General features: G+C 72.3%; 20 protein-coding genes. 10 read left to right on the top strand and 10 right to left on the bottom strand.

The window, feature by feature from the left end:
* Positions 1-27: 27 nt before the first annotated feature.
* Both ACFU95_RS10325 and ACFU95_RS10320 read right to left on the bottom strand, forming a co-directional pair.
* Positions 28-756 (bottom strand): type 1 glutamine amidotransferase, encoded by a 729-nt coding sequence (locus ACFU95_RS10325; protein ID WP_383453779.1) that lies wholly within the window; start codon positions 754-756, stop codon positions 28-30.
* Between the two features lie 23 nt (positions 757-779).
* Entirely contained in the window at positions 780-2,018 is a 1,239-nt protein-coding gene (locus tag ACFU95_RS10320; RefSeq protein ID WP_383824592.1) for a MurT ligase domain-containing protein, read from the bottom strand.
* A 111-nt stretch (positions 2,019-2,129) separates the two neighbouring features.
* Between ACFU95_RS10320 and def the strand changes: the two genes are divergently transcribed.
* Entirely contained in the window at positions 2,130-2,669 is a 540-nt protein-coding gene (def, locus tag ACFU95_RS10315) for a peptide deformylase (RefSeq protein WP_383824589.1), read from the top strand.
* Positions 2,670-2,705: 36 nt separating this feature from the next.
* Here the strand turns inward: def and ACFU95_RS10310 are convergent, their stop codons facing one another.
* A complete protein-coding gene (locus ACFU95_RS10310) occupies positions 2,706-3,350 on the bottom strand; it encodes a TetR family transcriptional regulator (protein WP_383824586.1) in 645 nt (214 codons plus the stop codon).
* A gap of 181 nt (positions 3,351-3,531) precedes the next feature.
* Here ACFU95_RS10310 and ACFU95_RS10305 point away from each other — a divergent pair, with 181 nt between their 5' ends.
* On the top strand, positions 3,532-4,761 hold the full coding sequence (locus ACFU95_RS10305) for an acyl-CoA dehydrogenase family protein (protein ID WP_383824584.1): 1,230 nt from the start codon (positions 3,532-3,534) through the stop codon (positions 4,759-4,761).
* A 136-nt stretch (positions 4,762-4,897) separates the two neighbouring features.
* Positions 4,898-5,512: a transcriptional regulator gene (locus ACFU95_RS10300; protein ID WP_383824582.1), complete on the top strand. Its 615-nt coding sequence runs from the start codon at positions 4,898-4,900 to the stop codon at positions 5,510-5,512.
* A 19-nt stretch (positions 5,513-5,531) separates the two neighbouring features.
* Here the strand turns inward: ACFU95_RS10300 and ACFU95_RS10295 are convergent, their stop codons facing one another.
* From ACFU95_RS10295 to ACFU95_RS10275, 5 genes are all read right to left on the bottom strand, one after another.
* Positions 5,532-5,768 (bottom strand): DUF6213 family protein, encoded by a 237-nt coding sequence (locus ACFU95_RS10295; protein WP_234762360.1) that lies wholly within the window; start codon positions 5,766-5,768, stop codon positions 5,532-5,534.
* 25 nt (positions 5,769-5,793) lie between these two features.
* Positions 5,794-7,188, bottom strand: coding sequence for an NADP-dependent succinic semialdehyde dehydrogenase (locus ACFU95_RS10290; protein WP_383824580.1), 1,395 nt, complete (start codon positions 7,186-7,188; stop codon positions 5,794-5,796).
* A gap of 76 nt (positions 7,189-7,264) precedes the next feature.
* Positions 7,265-7,738, bottom strand: coding sequence for an NUDIX domain-containing protein (locus tag ACFU95_RS10285; protein ID WP_383824577.1), 474 nt, complete (start codon positions 7,736-7,738; stop codon positions 7,265-7,267).
* Positions 7,735-9,273: an ATP-dependent DNA ligase gene (locus ACFU95_RS10280; protein WP_383824574.1), complete on the bottom strand. Its 1,539-nt coding sequence runs from the start codon at positions 9,271-9,273 to the stop codon at positions 7,735-7,737. Before ACFU95_RS10280 ends, ACFU95_RS10285 begins: the two co-directional genes overlap by 4 nt.
* Positions 9,274-9,324: 51 nt before the next feature.
* A complete protein-coding gene (locus ACFU95_RS10275; protein ID WP_383824572.1) occupies positions 9,325-10,266 on the bottom strand; it encodes an NAD(P)/FAD-dependent oxidoreductase in 942 nt (313 codons plus the stop codon).
* Positions 10,267-10,344: 78 nt separating this feature from the next.
* On the opposite strand from ACFU95_RS10275, the gene ACFU95_RS10270 reads away from it, so the two are divergent.
* From ACFU95_RS10270 to ACFU95_RS10245, 6 genes are all read left to right on the top strand, one after another.
* Positions 10,345-10,926 carry a helix-turn-helix domain-containing protein gene (locus tag ACFU95_RS10270; RefSeq protein WP_383824570.1) on the top strand — a complete coding sequence of 194 codons (582 nt, stop codon included), beginning with the start codon at positions 10,345-10,347 and terminating at the stop codon, positions 10,924-10,926.
* A gap of 87 nt (positions 10,927-11,013) precedes the next feature.
* Positions 11,014-11,991, top strand: coding sequence for an NADPH:quinone oxidoreductase family protein (locus tag ACFU95_RS10265; protein WP_383824568.1), 978 nt, complete (start codon positions 11,014-11,016; stop codon positions 11,989-11,991).
* Positions 11,988-13,169, top strand: a complete 1,182-nt coding sequence (locus ACFU95_RS10260) for an acyl-CoA dehydrogenase family protein (RefSeq protein ID WP_383824565.1) — start codon at positions 11,988-11,990, stop codon at positions 13,167-13,169. The genes ACFU95_RS10265 and ACFU95_RS10260 overlap by 4 nt, the downstream gene beginning before the upstream one ends.
* On the top strand, positions 13,166-14,242 hold the full coding sequence (locus ACFU95_RS10255) for an acyl-CoA dehydrogenase family protein (protein ID WP_383824563.1): 1,077 nt from the start codon (positions 13,166-13,168) through the stop codon (positions 14,240-14,242). The genes ACFU95_RS10260 and ACFU95_RS10255 overlap by 4 nt, the downstream gene beginning before the upstream one ends.
* 185 nt (positions 14,243-14,427) lie before the next feature.
* A complete protein-coding gene (locus ACFU95_RS10250) occupies positions 14,428-15,288 on the top strand; it encodes a phosphatidylinositol-specific phospholipase C/glycerophosphodiester phosphodiesterase family protein (protein ID WP_383824560.1) in 861 nt (286 codons plus the stop codon).
* 125 nt (positions 15,289-15,413) lie between these two features.
* Complete coding sequence (locus tag ACFU95_RS10245; protein ID WP_107912016.1) at positions 15,414-15,608, top strand: hypothetical protein; 195 nt, start codon at positions 15,414-15,416, stop codon at positions 15,606-15,608.
* Between the two features lie 17 nt (positions 15,609-15,625).
* On the opposite strand, the gene ACFU95_RS10240 is transcribed toward ACFU95_RS10245, so the two are convergent.
* Both ACFU95_RS10240 and ACFU95_RS10235 read right to left on the bottom strand, forming a co-directional pair.
* Entirely contained in the window at positions 15,626-16,861 is a 1,236-nt protein-coding gene (locus ACFU95_RS10240) for a phosphodiester glycosidase family protein (RefSeq protein ID WP_383824557.1), read from the bottom strand.
* 76 nt (positions 16,862-16,937) lie between these two features.
* Positions 16,938-17,297: a DUF779 domain-containing protein gene (locus ACFU95_RS10235; RefSeq protein ID WP_383824554.1), complete on the bottom strand. Its 360-nt coding sequence runs from the start codon at positions 17,295-17,297 to the stop codon at positions 16,938-16,940.
* A gap of 130 nt (positions 17,298-17,427) precedes the next feature.
* Between ACFU95_RS10235 and ACFU95_RS10230 the strand changes: the two genes are divergently transcribed.
* On the top strand, positions 17,428-20,592 hold the full coding sequence (locus ACFU95_RS10230) for an ATP-binding protein (protein WP_383824551.1): 3,165 nt from the start codon (positions 17,428-17,430) through the stop codon (positions 20,590-20,592).
* Positions 20,593-20,597: the final 5 nt, after the last annotated feature.

Here is a 20,597-nt window from a genome sequence, read left to right as displayed (position 1 = left end):
CAGGCTGGAACCCAGTGGAACGAGCCGTCAGGCGGGCTGCTGCGCGGACGCGATGCGCTCGTTGCGCAGCGCCTCGTACCAGCGGTCGTCGGTCGGCGGCAGCGCGTTCACGTCGAGCGCCAGCTTCAGCAGGTGGTCGGCGATCAGCGGGTTCCGCGCCAGCACCGGACCGTGCATGTAGGTACCGAAGACCGTGTCGTTGTACGCCCCCTCCGTGCCGTCCCCCGTGCCGTTGCCGTTGCCGAGGCGGACCTGGGCGAAGGGGCGGGCGGTCGGGCCGAGGTGGGTGACGCCCTGGTGGTTCTCGAAGCCGGTCAGCGGAGGCAGGCCGAGCCGCGGGTCGATGTCCCCGAGGACGTCACCGACGCATCGCTCGCCCTCGCCCCGCACGGACACCACGTCGATCAGCCCGAGACCGGGCTCACGCTGGCCGAGGTCGTTGATGAACTCGTGGCCGAGGATCTGGTAGCCGGCGCAGACCGAGAACACGATCGCGCCGTTCTCGACGGCCCGGTGCAGACCCCCGTCCCGGCGCAGCCGCTCGGCGGCGAGCCGCTGCGGCCGGTCCTCGCCCCCGCCGATCAGGTAGATGTCGCCGGAGGTCGGGATCGGCTGGTCGCTGCGCACGTCGAGACGGGCCACGTCGAGACCCCGCTGCCGCGCGCGGCGCTCCACGACGAGGACGTTGCCCTGGTCGCCGTAGGTGCTGAGCAGGTCCGGGTAGATCCAGACGACCCGCAGTTGGTTGTCGCTCACTTAAGTCCCCTGAAGTCTGGTGGTCAGTTGCCGACCCGGCGGCGCAGGTCCTGGAACGCCGTGTAGTTGGCGATGACCTCGATCCGGCCCGGCGGGCTCATCTGCACGGCCTGGTCCAGGTTCTCGCACACCTGGAACTGCTGGTTCGCGACCTCCAGGCGCACCGCGAGGTCCAGCTTGCGGTCGCCGATGACACAGATCGGGTGCCCGGTGAGCCGCGTGTAGTCGACGTCCCACAGCCAGGAGGTGTCGGTGCCGTCGGCGCCGCGCGCGTTCACGGAGAGGATCACCGGGGTGGGCGGCGGGTCGATGAGCGAGAACGTCTCCAGCCAGCCGGCCGGGTTCTTGGCGAGCAGCAGCCGCAGATCCCGCTCCTGGAACTGGACGACGTCGTAGCGCCCCGCGACGGCCTGCACCTGGTACATCCGCTCCAGGGCGACCTGCGGCGGCACCCCGAACACGGCGGCCACGGCGGCCGACGACGCGGCGTTCGCCTTGTTGGCGCGGCCGGGCAACTGGAGGTGAATGGGCCAGGCCGACCCGTGCGGGTCGAGAACATGATCACCGGAGAGCGCCCAGCTCGGCGTGGGCCGCCGGAACCCGCACTCGCCGCAGAACCAGTCGTCTCCCGGCCGCTGCATCACGCCACCGCAGGACGGGCAGGACCAGGCGTCGTCCTTCCACATCTGCCCGGCGGCGACCCAGATCACGTTCGGGGACGACGAGGCCGCCCACACGACCAGCGGGTCGTCCGCGTTGGCGACGATCACCGCCTTCGAACCCGCGAGCCCCTCCCGCCAGTTCTCGGCGAGCATCCGGGTCTCGGCGGCACGGTCCAGCTGGTCACGGGAGAGGTTGAGCAGCGCGATGCACTTGGGGTCGGTGTCCCGGGCGACGCCGGCGAGGTACTTCTCGTCGACCTCGATGACGCCGTAGCGGGCGTCCGAGCTGCCCGCGAGCGCCGAGGTGATACCGGCCGGCATGTTGGCGCCGAGCGCGTTGGACACGACGGGCCCGGCGGCCCGCAGGGCCTCGGCGATGAGTCGCGTCGTGGTGGTCTTCCCGTTGGTCGCCGACACCAGGACCACGTCCAGGTGCTGTGCGAGCCGTGCGAGCAGGTCGGGGTCGAGCTTGAGCGCCACCCGGCCGCCGATCACCGAACCGCTGCCGCGCCCAGCGGCGCGCGATGCCGCCGCGACCGCCTTGCCCGCGGTCACGGCGAGCTTGGCCCGCGGCGAGAGCGGGTCCGAGTTGCCTGCCATCAGTTCTCGATCCTCCTTGCGTACGCGCCGCGCCCCTGCCTGCCGGCAACGTGGTGGTGGTCAGCCTATCGAGATCCATTCGCACTCCCGAATCGCCGTACCCTTGCGGCCATGCGAAACGGCTCCATTCCGGGCACCCGCGGGCGCGTCCGGCCCCTCACCCTGCACAGCAGCCCGGTACTCCACGCGCCGTGCGAGGAGGTCACCGACTTCGGCCCGGAACTGGCGACGCTCGTGGAGGACTTGTTCGCCACGATGTACGCCGCGCACGGCGTGGGCCTCGCCGCCAACCAGGTGGGTGTGTCGTCGCGGGTGTTCGTGTACGACTGCCCCGACGACGAGGACGTACGACACCTCGGGCACGTCGTGAACCCACGGCTCGTGGAGACGGACGGGGTGGTCGTCCGCGGACCGGAGGGCTGCCTGTCCCTGCCGGGTCTGGAGGCGGGGACGGAGCGGTACGACCATGCGGTGGTCGAGGGGTTCACGATGACGGGGGAGCCGGTGACGATCCATGGCACGGGGTTCTTCGCGAGGTGCCTGCAGCATGAGTACGACCACTTGGAGGGCGGGGTCTACGCGGACCGTGTTACGGGTTGGCGCCACAGACGCCTGATGCGCCAAGTGGCCCGAGCCTCCTGGCGCCGGTGACACAGCCCCCACCGGCCGACAGAGGGCACACGACCGTCAGAACCCCGGACCGCCCACCTTGTCCCCGGCGGCAGCCAACCGCCCCCACAGAAGGTCGGCCAGGCTTCGCACCAACTCCGCCCGTGAACAGGGCCGTTCCCCCAGCCACCAGTCCCCGGCGGCGTGCATCATCCCGACTATCCCGTGCCCCCACACCCGGGCCAGCTGCTGACTGCCCGGCCCGAGGTCCAGCCGCTCCTCGATGACGGTGGCCAGTTCCTCGCCCATCCTGCGGAGCAGCGGCGCCGAGTGCTTGCCGACGTCGAACCCGTGGTCCCCCACCTGGCTCCCCTCCGCCGGATGCATCAGGAACCGGTACACCTGGGGCCGGGCCTCGATGGCGGCGAGGTACGTGTCCAGCGTGGCCTCGACCCGCTCGCGCCGGTCCGCGGGGGCGTCCAACGCGGCCCTCAGTGAATCCAGCAACGCGTCGGTGTGCCGCTTGGCCAACGCCGCGTAAAGTCCGCTCTTGTCGCCGAAGTGCCGGTACAGAATCGGCTTCGTGATGCCGGCCTCGGCCGCGATCGCGTTCATCGAGGCCTGTGGGCCGTCGCGGAGCACCACCCTGTCGGCGGCCTCCAGCAGCTCGCGCCGACGGCGGTCGGCGGACCGCTGCTGCTCGGTCCGCTGTGTGGTGTCCATGAGCTCTCCCCACCCGTGGTGAATCGATGACGCCAGCGCAAACTAACACTCAACCAGCCGCAATCATCGAACGGGCTGCCGACCGGGCATCGTGGGTTGACTTTACCTACCCGCGAGTAACAAACTAGTGTTACCGCTAGTAACAAGCATGCAGGCATGCACGAACGCCGCTGGAGGGGACATGGCCGAGTTCACCATGGAGCTCAACGACGAACAGAAGGAGGTCCGGGACTGGCTGCACGGCTTCGCCGCCGACGTGATCCGCCCCGCGGCCGCCGAATGGGACGAGCGTGAGGAGACTCCCTGGCCGGTCATCCAGGAGGCCGCGAAGGTCGGCATCTACTCGCTCGACTTCTACGCCCAGCAGTACTTCGACCCCACCGGTCTCGGCATCCCGATGGCGATGGAGGAGCTGTTCTGGGGGGACGCGGGCATCGCCCTGTCGATCGTCGGCACGGGCCTCGCCGCCGTCGGCGTCCTGGCCAACGGGACCGAGGAGCAGATCGGCACCTGGGTGCCGCAGATGTACGGCGACGCCAACGATGTCAAGCTCGCCGCGTTCTGCTCCTCCGAGCCCGACGCCGGCTCCGACGTGGCCTCGATGCGTACGCGTGCCGTGTACGACGAGGCCAAGGACGAGTGGGTGATCAACGGCACCAAGACCTGGGCGACCAACGGCGGTATCGCCAACGTCCACGTCGTCGTCGCGGTCGTCGACCCGGAGCTGGGATCGAGGGGCCACGCGTCCTTCATCGTCCCGCCGGGCACGCCGGGCCTGGCCCAGGGCCAGAAGTTCAAGAAGCACGGCATCCGTGCCTCGCACACCGCCGAGGTCGTCCTGGACAACGTGCGGGTGCCGGGCTCCTGCCTGCTGGGCGGCAAGGCGAAGCTGGACGAGAGGCTGGCGCGGGCTCGTGAGCGGGCCAAGGCGGCGGGCGGCGAGCGCGTGAAGAACGCGGCGATGGCCACGTTCGAGGCCTCGCGGCCGGCCGTCGGTGCGATGGCCGTCGGTACGGCCCGCGCCGCGTACGAGGTCGCCCTCGACTACGCGATGACCCGTGAGCAGTTCGGGCGGCCGATCATCGACAACCAGGGGGTCGCCTTCCAGCTGGCCGAGATGGCGACGCAGATCGACGCCGCGCGGCTGCTGGTGTGGCGCGCTTCCTGGATGGCGGTCAACGGGAAGCCGTTCACGGCGGCCGAGGGGTCGATGTCGAAGCTGTTCGCGAGCGAGACGGCGAAGAAGGTCACGGCCCAGGCGATACAGATCCTCGGCGGCAACGGCTACACGCGGGAGTACCCGGTGGAGCGGATGCACCGGGACAGCGCGATCTACACGATCTTCGAGGGGACGAGCGAGATCCAGCGGCTGGTGATCGCCCGTACGTTGTCGGGTATGTCGATTCGGTAGCGCCGTGGGGGTTTCTGCGCGACTCGGTCTGCCGCTGCGTCGTGGCCGGTCGCGCCCACGCGGCGGAGCCGCACATCGATACAGCCTCGCACCCCTGGGGGCGTTGACCGCAACCGAGTTGATGGAGGACACGCCGATGACGGCCAACCCCCTCGTACCGCTGATCGCCGGCGGAGACGCGGACCGCACCACCACGCTCGCCGCCCTGGCCCTCGAACAGAGCCGGGTGATCCCCGCCGACCGCAGGGCATTCCTCCATCTGGCTCAGCGCGCCACCCTCGACGCCCCCGAGTCCGCCGCCTTCTTTACCCTGCTGGCCGAGGGTGAGTCGCTGGCGGCGGAGCGTCTGGGCGCGTTCGCGGAGGCGTGCGGAGTGGCCGAAGCGCGGGCAGCCGCCTACGAACCTCTCCCGGGCTGCCAGACCTACCCCGCGTACGTGGCCTGGCTGGCCCTCAACGCGTCACCGCCGGAGGCGGTCCTCGCCCTTACGGCCAACTTCGCGGCCTGGGGTGGCTCTTGCGCGACGATCGCCGGTGCCCTGCGCCACCACTACGGCTTCACGGACGAGGCCTGCGCGTTCTTCGACTTCTTCGCGGAACCGTCCCCGGAGCTGGACCGTAGGGCGACCGTCGCGGTCCGGGCGGGACGGGATGCCGGGCAGGTCGACGAGGGGCGCGCGCAGAGGTACACCCGCTTGCTCCAGTCCTACGAGGATCAGTTCTGGTCAACGCTGCGCGAGTCAACCCCCTAGGGGCACTACACCGAAACCCCTACGGCGCACTCCCGCTGCTGTGCGCGATACACGCCACGTCGATCCGGTCCGCGAGCTTCGCCAGCTCAATGGTCAACGCGGCCACCGTGTCCTCGTCGAGCCCATCCTCCCCGGCCTCGACCAGGTGCAGCCACCGTCCACCCACGGTCCGCAGCAGCTTGCTCACATCGGCGGCAGCCACCTGCAAGGTCCCGCGGTCGTCGACGATCAGCGGCAGAGTAACTTCGCGGTTCACACCCGGGATCGTAGTCGCGCGGCGCTCACGCGCCCTGCCAAACCGTGGTGATGTTGCAGAACTCGCGGATTCCGTTCCCGGACAGCTCACGCCCGTAACCGGACCGCTTTACTCCGCCAAACGGGAACGCGGGATGGGACGCCGTCATCCCGTTGACAAACACGCTCCCGGCCTCCAGATCCCGTACGAACCGGTCCACCTCGGCCTCGTCGCGCGTCCACACGTTCGAACTCAGTCCGAAGGGCGAGTCGTTCGCGATGAGCACCGCCTCGTCCAGGTCGGCGGCCCGGTACAGCGTGGCGACCGGCCCGAAGGCCTCCTCGCGGTGGATCCGCATCTCGCGGGTGATCTCGGCGAGCACGGTGGGCGGGTAGTACCAGCCGGGCAGTTCGGGGCGGCGCAGCTGGTGGCCGCCGCACAGGACGGTCGCGCCGGCGCGCTTGGCGTCGTCGACCAGTTCCTCCAGGTCCGTCCGCCCCTGCTCGCTCGACAACGGACCGACGTCCGTGTCCTCCCGCGTCGGGTCACCGACCGTGAGCGCCTTCATGCCCTCGACGAACCGTTCGGCGAAGGCGTCGTAGACGTCGGTGTGCACGATGAACCGCTTGGCGGCGATGCACGACTGCCCGTTGTTCTGCACCCGCGCGGTCACCGCGACCTTCGCGGCCCGGTCGAGGTCGGCGGACGGCATCACGACGTACGGGTCGCTGCCGCCCAGCTCCAGCACCGTCCGCTTGATCATCTCCCCGCAGGTGGCGGCGACCGCGCGGCCCGCGGGCTCGCTGCCGGTCAGCGTGGCCGCCTTGACGCGGTCGTCGCGCAGGATCTCGTCGACCTGTCCGGAGCCGATGAGCAAAGTCTGGAAGCAGCCCTCGGGGTAGCCCGCGCGGTGGAAGAGGTCCTCCAGGTAGAGGGCGGTCTGGGGGACGTTCGAGGAGTGTTTCAGCAGGCCGACGTTGCCGGCCATCAGAGCCGGTGCTGCGAAGCGGATCACCTGCCAGAGCGGGAAGTTCCACGGCATCACGGCGAGGACCGGTCCGAGGGGGCGGTAGCGGACCCGCACCCGGGACGCGCCCGAGTCCTTCACGTCCGAGTCGGCCGGCTCCTCGTCGGCGAGCAGTGCCTCGGCGCGCTCGGCGTACCAGCGCATCGCCTTGGCGCACTTGGCGGCCTCCGCGCGGGCCTGCTTGATCGGCTTGCCCATCTCGGTGGTCATCACCCGGGCGATGTCCTCGTGGTCGGCGTCCAGAAGGTCCGCGGCCCGGTTCAGCAGGCGCGCGCGTTCGGCGAAGCTCGTGGTCCGGTACGTGCGGAACGTGGCCTCGGCGAGCTGGAGCCTGCGTTCGATCTCCTCGGTACCCATGGCCTCGTACGTCTTGAGCGTCTCGCCGTTCGCCGGGTTCACCGTCGCGATGGGCATGACCGACCTCCTGGGAGCGGGCTGATGCTTCGACCTTCGCGCGCGGCGGTGGCTACCGCAACGCGTGTACGGCCGCTCAGGCCGAGTGCTCCGCCAGCCGGTCGAGAAACGCGGCCTGGGCCCTGACGATGACCTCGCGCGCCCGGTCGACGCCCAGCCACTCCACCCGGTCCAGCTCCGGGAACTCCTGGGTCCGTCCCGACCGTGGCGGCCACTCCATCCGGAACGTGCCGGGGACCACCGTCGCCGGATCGAGGTCGGCCTCCACCGCCCACACCGTGACGATCTTGCCGCCGGTCTGCCTGACCTCGCCGAGCGGTACGGCCGCCCCGTCGGGCGGCGCCAGCCCCAGCTCCTCCCGGAACTCACGGCGGGCCGCCTCCCAGGCGGGCTCGTCGGGTTCGTACTCGCCCTTCGGGACCGTCCACGCCCCCGCGTCCTTCCTGGCGAAGAACGGGCCGCCCATATGGCCGAGCAGCACTTCCAAGCCGGCGTCGGTGCGGCGGAAGAGGAGCAGGCCGGCGCTGCGCCTTCCCCGGGGCGACGTCACGGCCCCACCCCGGGGTGGGCGGCGAGCAGGGTCTCGACCGTGTCGGCCTCCTCCGGTCGCTTGTCCTCGCGATAGCGGACCACGCGCGCGAAGCGGAGCGTCACGCCGGCCGGGTAGCGGGTGGAGCGCTGGAGGCCGTCGTAGGCGATCTCGACGACGAGTTCGGGGCGTACGGTCACCCCCCAGCCCTCGGTCCGAACGGCCAGTGCCCGCAGTCGCTCGGTCTGCCAGGCCAGCATCGCGTCGGTCATGCCCTTGAACGTCTTGCCGAGCATGGCGAAGCCGCCGTCCGCCGTACGGGCGCCGAGGTGGAGGTTGGAGAGCCGGCCGGTCCTGCGGCCGTGGCCCCATTCGGCGGCCAGCACCACCAGGTCGAGGGTGTGGACGGGTTTGACCTTCAGCCAGGAGGCGCCGCGGCGGCCCGCGCTGTAGGGGGCGTCGAGGGCCTTGACGACGACGCCCTCGTGGCCGCGCTCCAGGGTCTCGGCGAGGAAGTCCTCGGCCCCCGCGAGGTCCTCGGTGCCATGGACCAGCGTGCGGCGCACCCGCATCGGCTCGGGGACCAGCCGGGCCAGCTCCGCGTGCCGTTCGCCGAACGGCAGATCGAGCAGATCGCGGCCGTCGACGGACAGGACGTCGAAGAAGACGGGGGAGACGGGGACCTCCTTCGCCGCCGTCGCGACGTCCACGCGGGAGCCGACGCGGCCGGCGGTCTCCTGGAAGGAGCGGGGGCGCCCGGCGGCGTCGAAGGCGATGACCTCGCCGTCCAGAATGAAGCGCTCGCCCTTCAACCCCTGTGCCATGGCGGTGAGTTCGGGGAGGCGATCGGTGATGTCGTCCAGGGTGCGGGTGTAGACCCGTACGGTGTCGCCGTCGCGGTGCAGCTGGACGCGGATGCCGTCCAGCTTCTCCTCGACCGCGCAGGCTTCGAGTCTGCCGACCGCCTCGGACACGGAGGAGGCGGAGTGCGCCAGCATCGGCAGCACCGGACGGCCGACGGTGAGCCGGAAGCGGGCCAGGGCGGCGGGTCCGTCGGCGAGCAGGGCCTCGGCCACCGTCTGGAGCGACCCGGCGAGCATCACAGCCCGCCGTACGTCCGCCGCCGGCGCCCCGGTCGCCTGGGCCAGACCCTCCACGGCCACCGCGTCCAGGGCGCCCTGCCGCACCTCGCCGGTGATCAGCCCGAAGAGGAAGCGCTGCTCGTGCTCGGTGGCCGAACCCATCAACTCGCCCACCAGACGGGCCCGTTCGGCCTGCGATCCGGTGCCGGTCACCTTGCCCAGTGCCGTGAGCCGGGCGTCCACGTCGCCCACGGTGAGGGTCGGTTCGACGGCCGGGGCGACCGGGCGGCTCAGCACCTTCCAGCCGATGCCGAGCCTGCCCTGTGGCAGGCGTCCCGCCAGATACGGGATGACGATGGGCACGTCGTCCGCCTCGGCGTCCCGGAACAGCTCCGCCAGCAGAGCGATCTTCCGGGACCGCGCCGAGGTCGCGGCGACGTCCTGGGACACCTGGGCCAGCCGGGTCAGCAGCATGCAGCCATGGTCCAACGGAGGCGGGCGCTCCACACCCGGGCGGCGGCGGTTCTATGCCGGTGCGACGGCGTCCAGGTCCGTCATCAGCAGCTCACCGTTGATGAAGGCCCCCGCTCGGTAGCCGCCCGCCGCGGCGTTGACGACCTGCTCGGAGAAGCCCATCGCGTTGCCGGCCGCCCAGACGCCCGGCACGGACGTCAGCCCCGTCGGGTCGACCACCGGATACGAGCCGAAGGGCGTCTCCTGGAACTCGGCGCCGAGCTTCTCCAGCAGCCCGGTCTGCGGCACCGCGCGCGGTGCGACGAAGAGCACCTCGCGTCCGTGTTCCGTGCCGTCGGCCAGCCGTACGCCCGTCAGCCGGTCGTCCTCGGTCACCAGGCCGGCCACCTCACCGGGAACCACCTTCACCCCGGCCGCCGCGAGCCTGCGCACATCGTCGTCCGGGAGATCCGACTCGGCGACCTTGTGGAGGAAGAACGTCACGTCCTTCGACCACTGCGTCACCATGAGCGCCTGGTGCACGCTCATCGGTGTGGTCGCCAGCACGCCGAAGGCCCGGTCACGGACCTCCCAGCCATGGCAGTACGGGCAGTGCAGCACATCCCGGCCGAAGTGCTCGGCGACGCCGGGGACGTCCGGCAGTTCGTCCTTGAGGCCGGTGGCGACGACCAGCCGCCGGGCGCGTGCCGTCCGGCCGCTCTCCAGTGCGACGGTGAACTCCTGCCCGCCCTCGACGTCCACCGCCCGGTCCCGGACCAGTTCGACGCCGTACCGCGCGATCTCCTCGCGTCCCACGGCCAGGAAGTCGGCGGGCGACATGCCGTCCCGGGACAGGTAGCCCTGCATATGGGCGGCGGGCGCGTTGCGCGGTTCCCCGGCGTCGACGACCAGGGTGCGGCGCCGGGCGCGGCCCAGAACGAGGGCGGCGGACAGGCCCGCGGCGCCGCCTCCGACGACGATCACTTCGTACGAGCCGGTGCTCTTCTCGGTCATGGTGACCACCTCCACCGAGACAGTCGCGCGATCCTTACCGCATTGACAAACGTCTTTGCCGAAACTGCAATGGCAGCCATGAGTGACGACGACATGGACACGGTGCTCGCGGAGGTCGGTCCACGGCTGCGACGGATCCGCAAGGAGCGGGGGGCGACGCTGGCCGGCCTGTCCGAGGCGACCGGCATCTCGGTGAGCACGCTCTCCAGGCTGGAGTCGGGGCTGCGCAAACCCAGTCTGGAACTGCTGCTGCCGATCGCGCGAGCGCACGAGGTGGCGCTGGACGAACTGGTGGCCGCGCCCGTGGTGCGCGATCCCCGGGTGCGGGCCGAGCCGATCAGGCGGCACGGGCGCACGTACTGGCCGCTGACCCGCCAGCCCGGCGGCCTCCAGGCCTTCAAGGTGCTGGTGCCGCAGGAGAAGGCCGAGCCGGAGCCGCGCACGCATGAGGGGTATGAGTGGCTGTATGTGATGGCGGGGAGGCTGAGGATGGTCCTGGGCGATCACGACATCGTGCTGACCGCGGGGGAGGCCGTCGAGTTCGACACCCGGGTCCCGCACTGGTTCGGGTCGACGGGGGAGGGGCCGGTGGAGTTCCTCTCTCTGTTCGGGCCGCAGGGGGAGCGGATGCATGTGCGGGCGCGACCCAAGCGGTCGTGACGCATCTGACTGTTCCCCGAATGGCAAGCGACCGCTTAGTATGCGTAGCGACCCCGGTCAGACGAAGCAGTCCCGTGGAGGCACCGCATGCAGGCATGGCAAGTGCACGAGAACGGCGAGCCGAGCGAGGTGATGCGGCTCGACGAGATCGAGACGCCCACGCCCGGCGACGGCCAGGTCCTGCTGAAGGTGCGTGCCGCGAACATCAACTTCCCGGACGCCCTGCTCTGCCGGGGTCACTACCAGGTCAGGCCACCGCTGCCCTTCACGCCGGGCGTGGAGATCTGCGGCGAGACCGAGGACGGCCGCCGCGTCCTCGCCAATCCTGCCCTGCCCTACGGCGGCTTCGCCGAGTACGCCGTCGCGGACGCCGCCGCCGTCCTGCCGGCGCCCGACTCGCTGGACGACGCCGAGGCCGCCGCCCTGCACATCGGGTACCAGACGGGCTGGTTCGGTCTGCACCGGCGGGCCGGGCTGGAAGCCGAGGAGACGCTGCTGGTCCACGCTGCCGCAGGAGGGGTCGGCAGCGCGGCCGTGCAGCTCGGGAAGGCGGCCGGCGCGAGGGTCATCGGTGTCGTGGGCGGGGCGGAGAAGGCCGCCGTGGCGCGGGAGCTGGGCTGTGACGTCGTCATCGACCGGCGTGCCGAGGACGTCATCGGTGCCGTGAAGGAGGCGACCGGCGGCCGGGGCGCCGACGTCGTCTACGACCCCGTCGGCGGCGAGGCCTACGCCCAGTCCGCCAAGGTCGTCGCCTTCGAGGGCCGGATCGTCGTGGTCGGCTTCGCCAGCGGCTCGATCCCCAGCCCGGCGCTCAACCACGCACTGGTGAAGAACTACTCGATCCTCGGCCTGCACTGGGGCCTGTACAACACCAAGAACCCGAAGCTGATCCAGCACTGCCACGAACAGCTCACCGAGCTGGCCGCCCGGGGCGCCGTCAAGCCACTGGTGAGCGAGCGCGTACCGCTGAGCGGGGCCGCCGCCGCCGTACAGCGCGTCGCCGACGGCGTCACCACGGGGCGCGTCGCCGTGATCCCGGGCCTCACCGAAGGAGGAGCGGCATGACCGACGCCGCCGAACTGCGCCGCCGTACAGCGGAGTTGCTGGCCTCGCACCCGCCGGCCACCACCGACCGCCTGGACTTCCTGCGCGCCCGCTTCGACGCGGGCCTGGCGTGGGTGCACTACCCCGAGGGGCTCGGCGGACTCGGCGCGCCCCGCTCCCTCCAGGTCGTCGTGGACGCCGAGCTGGAGGCCGCGGACGCACCCGACAACGACCCCCGGCGCATCGGGATCGGCCTCGGCATGGCCGCCCCGACCATCCTCCAGTACGGCACCGAGGAGCAGAAGCGGCGCTACCTGCGGCCGCTGTGGACCGGCGAGGAGGTCTGGTGCCAGCTCTTCAGCGAGCCGGGCGCCGGGTCCGACCTCGCGGCCCTGGGTACCCGGGCCGTGCGGGAGGGCGACGACTGGGTCGTCAACGGGCAGAAGGTGTGGACCTCCAGCGCGCACGTCGCCCGCTGGGCCATCCTCATCGCCCGGACCGATCCGGACGTGCCCAAGCACGCGGGCATCACCTACTTCCTCTGTGACATGACCGACCCGGGCGTCGAGGTCCGGCCGCTGCGGCAGATCACCGGTGAGGCCGAGTTCAACGAGGTCTTCCTCACCGACGTCCGCATCCCGGAATCCCGCCGCCTGGGGGAGATCGGCGACGGCTGGCGGGTCGCGCAGACCACCCTGAACAACGAACGCGTGGCGATCGGCGGTATGCGGCTGCCCCGCGAGGGCGGCATGATCGGCCCGATCTCCAAGACCTGGCGGGAACGCCCCGAACTGCGCACCCACGATCTGCACCAGCGGCTGCTGAAGCTGTGGGTCGAGGCCGAGGTCGCCCGCCTCACCGGCGAGCGGCTGCGCCAGCAGCTCGTCGCCGGCCAGCCCGGCCCCGAGGGCGCCGGCATGAAGCTCGCCTTCGCCCGGCTCAACCAGGAGATCAGCGGCCTGGAGGTCGAACTGCGCGGCGAGGAGGGCCTGTTGTACGACGACTGGACCATGCGCCGCCCGGAGCTCGTGGACTTCACCGGCCGCGACGCCGGCTACCGCTACCTCCGCTCCAAGGGCAACAGCATCGAGGGCGGGACCAGTGAGGTCCTGCTGAACATCGTCGCCGAGCGCGTCCTGGGCCTGCCGGCCGAGCCGCGCACCGACAAGGACGTCGCCTGGAAGGACCTGGCCCGATGACCGACCTGCTGTACTCGGAGGAGGAAGAGGCGCTGCGGGCGGCCGTCCGGGACCTGCTCGCCGACCACTGCGACGCACCCGGTGTCATCGCGCGCACCGAGACGGACACCCCGCACAGCCTTCAGGCGTGGAAGGCGCTCGCCGACGGCATGGGCCTGGCGGGGCTCCTGGTCCCCGAGGAGAAGGGCGGCCAGGGTGCCACGCACCGCGAAGTCGCCGTAGTGCTGGAGGAGTTGGGGCGCGCGGTCGCTCCGGTGCCGTATCTGACGAGCGCCGTGGTGGCCACCGAGGCCCTGCTCGCCTGCGCGGCCGAAGGCGGCCTGCTCGCCGAGCTGGCGACCGGGCGGCGGACCGGTGCCCTCGCCGTCGCGCTGAGCGTCGGCCCCGGCGCCGCCTACCAGGTCGTACGGCATGAAGGCGGCACCCTGCACGGGGAGCTGACCGCCATCGCGGACGCGGTCGTCGCCGACGTGCTGCTCGTGCCGGCGGACGACGGCGGGCTGTACGCGGTGGACGCCGGCGCGGTGACCGTCACCCCGCAGGTGTCGCTGGACCTCACCCGGCCCCTGGCGACGGTCACCCTGGACGGAGCGCCCGGCCGACTGCTGGGCGACGCCGAACCGGCCGTACGCCGCGCCCTGCGCGCCGGAGCCGGACTGCTCGCCTCCGAGCAACTCGGCCTCGCCGAATGGACGTTGACCGAGACGGTCCGCCATCTGAAGGACCGCAAGCAGTTCAACCGCCCCGTCGGCGGCTTCCAGGCCCTCAAGCACCGGCTCGCCCAGCTGTGGCTGGAGGTCGTCAGCCTGCGCGCGGCCGCCCGCAACGCCGCCGACGCGCTGGCGACCGGTGAGGACGCCGATGTGGCGGTCGCCGTCGCCCAGTCCTACGCGGCGTCCGTCGCCGTGCACGCCGCCGAGGAGGCCGTGCAGTTGCACGCCGGTATCGGGATGACCTGGGAGCACCCGGCCCATCTGTATCTGAAGCGGGCCAAGGCCGACTCGATCGCCTACGGCACGGCGGGCGCCCACCGTGCGGAGCTGGCCGAACTCGTCGACCTCCGGGCTCCCTGACGTACACCTGAGCGAAGCGCACGGAAAGCCCGCCCCACCTGGGGCGGGCTTTCCGGTGTGCACGCCTTGGAAGAAGTGAACGCCCGACGGCCATCCGGCCAACTCACCGCACAGCTCTGCTCTTCGGGCCCTGCGAATCGCATACTCGCAGCGGTTCCGTACCGGCCCCACCAGGGAGGCAGAGCATGGCCCTCACCACCCGTCGCAGAGTCCTCACCCTCGGCGCCGCCCTCGCGGGCACCGTCGCCCTGCCCGCCGCCCGAGCGCTGGCGGGCGAACGGACGCACGGCCCGCGCCCGTTGTGGCGGGCACACGCCCACAACGACTACGAGCATCCGCGTCCTCTCCTCGACGCCCTCGACCACCGGTTCGGCAGCCTCGAAGCCGACATATACCTGGCCGGCGACCAGCTCCTCGTGGCCCACGACCCCGAGGACCTCGACCCCACCCGCACGCTGGAGTCCCTCTACCTCGACCCGCTGGCCGCCCGCGTCAGGGCCAACCACGGTTCCGTGTACCGGGGACACCGCCGGCCGGTCCAGCTGCTCATCGACATCAAGACCGAGGGCGCGTCGACGTACCTCGAACTCGACCGGCATCTGAAGCGCTACCGGCACCTCTTCACGACGTACGCCCACGGCCGGGTGTTCCCGGGCGCGGTCACCGCCGTCATCTCCGGCGACCGTGCGGCCCGTACGCCGATGGAGGGCCAGACCGTCCGCCGGGCCTTCTACGACGGCCGCCTCGCCGACCTCGGCGGCTCCGCGCCCGCCTCCTTCATCCCGCTGATCAGCGACAACTGGACGCTCAACTTCACCTGGCTCGGCGTGGGCGCCTTCCCGGACGCCGAGCGGCGCAAGCTGCGCGGCATCGTCGAGGCGGCGCACTCCCGAGGCCAGAAGGTGCGTTTCTGGGCCACCCCGGACGTGGCCGGACCCGCCCGCGACGCCCTGTGGGGCGAACTGCTGGCCGCCGACGCCGACTTCCTCAACACCGACGACCTCGCCGGTCTGCAAGCCTTCCTCGACGGCCGCCGGACGGCCTAGGACCGGTCGGCGGGACACCACACGTTCGGCGTACAGCTCAGCCGCCCGGACGAACCCTCCGCTACGCCACACTTGCGGCCGAACGCCGTGAACCGGGCAAGACGGCGTGGCGGAGGAGATTGACGATGGCCATTTCCATCTCAGTGGTGTTGCTGCTGTTCATCCTTGCGGTGATCTTCGTACGCAACGGCGGGCTGAAGATCACCCATGCGCTGGTGTGCCTGCTGCTCGGCTTCTACCTGGCCAGCACCAGCATGGCGCCCACCATCAACAGCGGTCTGACGGCCACGGCGGACATCGTCAGCAGCCTCAGACCGTGACGGTCGGACCATGACCGTCAGCCGGTCGAGAAGACCCCGATGCCGTTGGGGACAGGGCGTTCCACGCCGTCGGACGGGTGGTTCCGCACGGAGACCGCCGTCGCTCCCGGCGCGCGGGCGACCAGCGTCGACGAACCGCCACCGTCCAGGCTGAAGGCGTCGGCCGAGCCCAGCTTCCGCATGACGGACGCCACTTCCGCGATGGTCAGACCGGTGCGGTACCCGGGCGCACCGTCCAGCGCGAGCAGCAGCAGGCGCCGTCCGCCGTCCGCGATGCCCACGGCCGTGCGCACGGCCGAGACCCTGTCGTCGAGGCCGGGCAACGGCTGTCCGCCGTCGAGGACGGGATAGCCGCCGAGGGCGAAGCGGAACGGGACACGTGACGTCGCCGCCACCAGCCGGTGCCGTACCGTCACCTGCTCGCCCGCCGCGAGCTCCCGCAACCGCTGCGCCCCCGCCTCCCGGCCCACGAGGACGGTCGTGTCCGGGCCGATGGGCCCGCTCCCAGGAGTCTCGGCGGTCGACACGACCCGGCCGTCGCGGACCGTCACCTCGTAGGTGTCGGCGCTGCACGGGGCCGCCCGGTCGGTGTCCGTGCCGCAGGTGGCGCGGACCCGGGAGGCGCTGCCCCACTTGGTGGTGAACGCCCCGACGGAGCCCACGGGCAGCGCGTACTGGTTGAGCCCGCGCAGGGGCAGCCGGCCCTCGGGGGTGTCGACCGAGCCGACGAGGCTCAGGCCGTCCAGCCGGGCGCGCCGGTCGACGCCCACACCGAACACGTTCTCGGTGCTCGTGCCGGGCGGCAGCGCGGGCCCGAAACGCTGGCCGTCGGGCACCGCCGCCTTCAGCGCCCGGCCGCTCGCGATCGCCGGGCCCACGCTCGCGCCGGTCGCCTGGACCCCCGGATGCTGGGCCTCGCTGATGTTGAAGAAGTCGCCGTTCACGCCCGCGACGGCGCCCTGGGCGGTGGCCTGCCGCGAGACGGTGGCCCGCGCCGCCACCGCCCCCGGACGCAGCAGATCGAGACGTACCCGCGGATCGCGCAGGTCGACGGTGAGGACGTGGGCGTGCGCGGTGCCCCGCCCCGCCGCGATGTCGAACTCCTCGTACGTGACTCCCGGCGCGATCGGGGTGTCCTGCGCGGCGCCGGCCGGTGCCGCCCCCGCCAGGGCCCCACCGGCCAGCGTGCCGAGTGCCGTGAGCAACGTGAGGGCCGCTCTGGCAGCTCCGAACCGTTTCTGGCGACGTGTCACGATTCCCCCCTGATGTCTCGTCAAATGTGGCAGGACTCAGGGGAAGTGCACCAGACCGCGATGAGCCACGGGGCCGCTAGGCGCCGACGACGCGGGAACGGGTGAGGAAACGCACCCCCTCGGGTGCCTCCAGGGAGAACCCGCTGCCCCGGCCCTCGACGACATCGACGATCAGCCGGGTGTGGCTCCACGCCTCGTACTGGCTGCGTGCCATCCAGAACGTCACCGGCTCCGCCACCCCCTCGACGTGCAGCTCCGCGAGCAGCACGTCCGAGCCGCCCGTGCGGAACTCGCCCGCCGGATAGCACATCGGCGCGCTGCCGTCGCAGCAGCCGCCGGACTGGTGGAACATCAGCGGGCCGTGCGTCGCGCGCAGACGGCGCAGCAGGTCGGCGGCCGCGGGGGTGAGCTCGACGCGCGGGGTCTCCTCATACATGGCGACAAGGGCAGCACGCGCGACGTTGCGAGAGGGTTGCACCCGTTCTGCCCGGCCATTCCCTCCGGCCGCCCTTCCGATCATCCCTCTGACCACTGTTCTGACCACCCGTTATGACTACTCTGCTCGGGTGACCATCGAGCTGGAGCTGCTGACGTCCGTGTCCCACCGGGGCAGGGAGATCACCGCGCCCCGCCTGCGCGGGCTGCTCGCGCTGCTGGCCGGGGAGCCGCGGTCCGGATGCGGCACGGGCCGGCTCGTGGCCGGGCTGTGGCCGGACGAGCAGCCCGGGAACCCGACCAAGGCGCTCCAGATCCTGGTCTCCCGGGCCCGTTCGCTGCTGGGCGCGGAGGTCATCGCGAACACCCCCACCGGCTACCGCATCGCCCTGCGCGAGGACCAGGTCGACGCCTGGGCCGTCCAGCTGCACGCCGCCGCCGGAGGGGACAAGGCGCGGGCCGGGGACCATCACGGTGCGGTCGCCGAGGCCGAGGCGGGGCTCGGCCTGTGGGACGGGAGCCCCGCGGAAGGGGCCCTCCTCGGTGACCCCCTGGTGGCCCTGCGCCTCGAACTGGGCGCCACGCACCTGACGCTGGTGCGGCTACGGGCCCTCTCGCTGGCCCGCTCGGGGCGCCGGGAGGAGGCGGTGGGGCCGCTCGGCGAACTGGTGGCCGCGCACCCCCTCGACGAGGAACCGCTCCTGGAGCTGATGCGCTGTCAGGAGGCCACCGCCGGAGCGGCCGCCGCGCTGGCGACGTACGACACCCATCGGCGCCGCCTGCGCGACGAGCTCGGCACCGATCCGGGTCCGGCCCTCCAGGAGCTGCACCAGGAGCTGCTGCGGGGCCAGGCACCCGTCGTACGGCGCGGGGTGCCGCACGAACCGAACCCGCTGCTCGGGCGGGAGACCGACATCACCGCCGTCACCCGGCTGATCCACAGCTCACGGGTCACGTCCGTCGTCGGGCCGGGCGGCCTCGGCAAGACGCGCCTCGCGAACGCCGTCGCGCGCGAGGCCGGACACCGGGTCGTGCATCTGGTGCCGCTCGCCGGTGTCCGGCTGGACGCCGACGTCGCGGGCGAGGTCGCCTCGGCGCTCGGCGTCGGCGAGAGCCTGCGCGCCCCCGCCGGCGGCTTCGGACCGTCCGCCGACGCGCTCGCCGGCATCGTCGGCGCCCTCGGTCCAGGGCCGGCGCTGCTCGTCCTGGACAACTGCGAGCAGGTCGTCTCCGGCGTCGCCGGCCTCGTCCAGGCCCTCGTGTCGATGACCCGGAACGTCAGCGTCCTCACCACCAGCCGCGCCCCGCTCGGACTGTCCTCCGAGGCCGTCCACCCGCTGCCCGAGCTGGACCCGGCCACCACCGTCGAGCTGTTCGAACAGCGCGCCCGCGCCGCCCGCCCCGGCGTCGAGCTGCCCGCCGACGCCGTGGCCGACCTGTGTCGCCGCCTCGACGGGCTGCCGCTCGCCACCGAACTCGCCGCCGCCCGGGTCCGGGTGATGTCGGTCGCCGAGATCGCCCGCCGCCTGGAGGACCGGTTCGCCCTGCTGCGCGGCGGCCCCCGCGACGCGCCCCAGCGGCACCGCACCCTGCACGCCGTCGTGGACTGGAGCTGGAACCTGCTCGAACCGGCGGGCCGGACCGCCCTGCGTGCCCTCGCCGTCTTCCCCGGCGGCTTCACCGCCACCGCGGCCGAACACGTCCTCGCGGACCTCCTCGGCGAGGACGACACCCTGGACGTGCTGGCGGACCTCGTCGACCAGTCCCTGCTCAAGGTGGCCGACACCGCCTGCGGCAGCCGCTTCCGGATGCTGGAGACCGTGCGGGAGTTCGCCGCCGCGCGGCGCGAGCGGGCCGGTGAGGACACGGCGGTCGAGGAACGGTTCCTGCACTGGGCACGGGACTTCGGGGTCGAGCACCACGACGCGCCCTTCGGGGCCGACCCCCTGACCTCCTGGCACCTGGTCCGCGCCGAGCAGGACAACCTCGTCCAGGCCGTGCGGATCGCGCTCGCCCGCGCGGACGCCGACACCGTCGCCCCGGTCACCGCCGTCCTGGCCGGCCTGTGGACCACCGACGCCAACTACGCCCGGCTGATCGCCCTCACCGCGGACACCGCCGGGCTGCTCTCCCACTACCGGCCCGGCCCCGACTACGTCGAACCGGCCCGCACCGCCGCCGCCCTGACCACCGCCAACATCTTCCTCGGCGTCGGCCCCGGCGCCGTCCGCACCCTCGTCACCCTGCGTCGGCTGCCGCCCGCCCCGCCGGACACCCTCGTCCGCGCCGTCGCGACCGTGCTGTCCGCCCTGCCCGAGGTGCTCGGCGACCGCAGCGCGCTGCAGGCGCTGTGCGACAGCGACGCCCCGCTGCTCGCCGGCGTCGCCAACTGCCTGGCCAGCTACGTGTGGCAGAGCGAGCACCAGCCGGACCGGGCCCTGGACGCCGCCCGCCGGATGGAGGCGGCCCTCGGCGACCGGGACATCCCCCTGCTCAGGTTCTGGCCCGCCTCGCGCGTCGCCGAGCTGTGCCTCCAGACGGAACGGGGCGCCGAGGCCCTCGTCCACGTGCGGTCAGCACTGGAGGCGTTGGAGGAGTACGGCGAGTGGGGCGACCCGATCGGGCTGCGCTGGGGCATGATGCTCGCCAACCTCCAGACCGGGGATCTCGACGCGGCCGAGCACTGGCTCGCGGAGGCCCTGCGGCACCAGCCCGACGGTGCGGGCTCCGACGCGTTCATCCCCGACCTGGGCGCCCGCGCCGAGATCGCCCTCGCCCGTGGTGACATCGACACCGGGCTGGGCCTGTGGCGCCGTGCCGTGGCCCGGCTGGAGCGCGGCGCGGGCCCCGTCTTCGGCGACGAACTCGTCATGGAACCCTGGGTGCTGGAGCTCCAGGCGGTCGCCGTGACCGCCCACGCCCGGCACGGCGGCCTCGACCTCGTCCCCGGCATCGCGGCGGCCCTCCCGGACCGGGTGACCACGCTGCTGACCCGCCCCAAGGTCGCCCCGAACCGGGTGACGGTCGACTTCCCGGTGTGCGGGGCACTGCTGCTCGCCCTCGGGACGGTCGACCTGGCCACCGGCGCGACGGCGCGGGGCGTACGGCTGCTCGCGCTCGCCGACCGTTTCCGCGCCCTGCGCAACTTCCAGCCGACGATGTCCTCGGCCGTCTCCCGCGAGGCCGCCTCGAACGCGGACAAGGCGGCGTACGAGGACGCGGTGTCCACGTACGCCGACCTGGACCCGGAGGCGCTGGGCGAGGCCGTGCTCGCGGAGCTCGGCGGCGGCCGCTGAGGCGG

Origin of the sequence: Streptomyces sp. NPDC057623 (assembly GCF_042800355.1) — a bacterium.
Taxonomy (GTDB): Bacteria; Actinomycetota; Actinomycetes; order Streptomycetales; family Streptomycetaceae; genus Streptomyces.
Note: the sequence above shows the minus strand (reverse complement) of the source record. Positions and strands in the feature narration are given on the sequence as shown.

What these genes read in the sequence shown, in the direction of transcription:
- ACFU95_RS10235 (WP_383824554.1), bottom strand. Translation starts at nt 17,297, where the DNA reads ATGTATGAGGAGACCCCGCGCGTCGAGCTCACCCCCGCGGCCGCCGAC.
- ACFU95_RS10260 (WP_383824565.1), top strand. Translation starts at nt 11,988, where the DNA reads ATGACCGACGCCGCCGAACTGCGCCGCCGTACAGCGGAGTTGCTGGCC.
- ACFU95_RS10320 (WP_383824592.1), bottom strand. Translation starts at nt 2,018, where the DNA reads ATGGCAGGCAACTCGGACCCGCTCTCGCCGCGGGCCAAGCTCGCCGTG.
- ACFU95_RS10280 (WP_383824574.1), bottom strand. Translation starts at nt 9,273, where the DNA reads ATGCTGCTGACCCGGCTGGCCCAGGTGTCCCAGGACGTCGCCGCGACC.
- def (WP_383824589.1), top strand. Translation starts at nt 2,130, where the DNA reads ATGCGAAACGGCTCCATTCCGGGCACCCGCGGGCGCGTCCGGCCCCTC.
- ACFU95_RS10305 (WP_383824584.1), top strand. Translation starts at nt 3,532, where the DNA reads ATGGCCGAGTTCACCATGGAGCTCAACGACGAACAGAAGGAGGTCCGG.
- ACFU95_RS10270 (WP_383824570.1), top strand. Translation starts at nt 10,345, where the DNA reads ATGAGTGACGACGACATGGACACGGTGCTCGCGGAGGTCGGTCCACGG.
- ACFU95_RS10300 (WP_383824582.1), top strand. Translation starts at nt 4,898, where the DNA reads ATGACGGCCAACCCCCTCGTACCGCTGATCGCCGGCGGAGACGCGGAC.
- ACFU95_RS10275 (WP_383824572.1), bottom strand. Translation starts at nt 10,266, where the DNA reads ATGACCGAGAAGAGCACCGGCTCGTACGAAGTGATCGTCGTCGGAGGC.
- ACFU95_RS10265 (WP_383824568.1), top strand. Translation starts at nt 11,014, where the DNA reads ATGCAGGCATGGCAAGTGCACGAGAACGGCGAGCCGAGCGAGGTGATG.
- ACFU95_RS10255 (WP_383824563.1), top strand. Translation starts at nt 13,166, where the DNA reads ATGACCGACCTGCTGTACTCGGAGGAGGAAGAGGCGCTGCGGGCGGCC.
- ACFU95_RS10245 (WP_107912016.1), top strand. Translation starts at nt 15,414, where the DNA reads ATGGCCATTTCCATCTCAGTGGTGTTGCTGCTGTTCATCCTTGCGGTG.
- ACFU95_RS10290 (WP_383824580.1), bottom strand. Translation starts at nt 7,188, where the DNA reads ATGCCCATCGCGACGGTGAACCCGGCGAACGGCGAGACGCTCAAGACG.
- ACFU95_RS10310 (WP_383824586.1), bottom strand. Translation starts at nt 3,350, where the DNA reads ATGGACACCACACAGCGGACCGAGCAGCAGCGGTCCGCCGACCGCCGT.
- ACFU95_RS10250 (WP_383824560.1), top strand. Translation starts at nt 14,428, where the DNA reads ATGGCCCTCACCACCCGTCGCAGAGTCCTCACCCTCGGCGCCGCCCTC.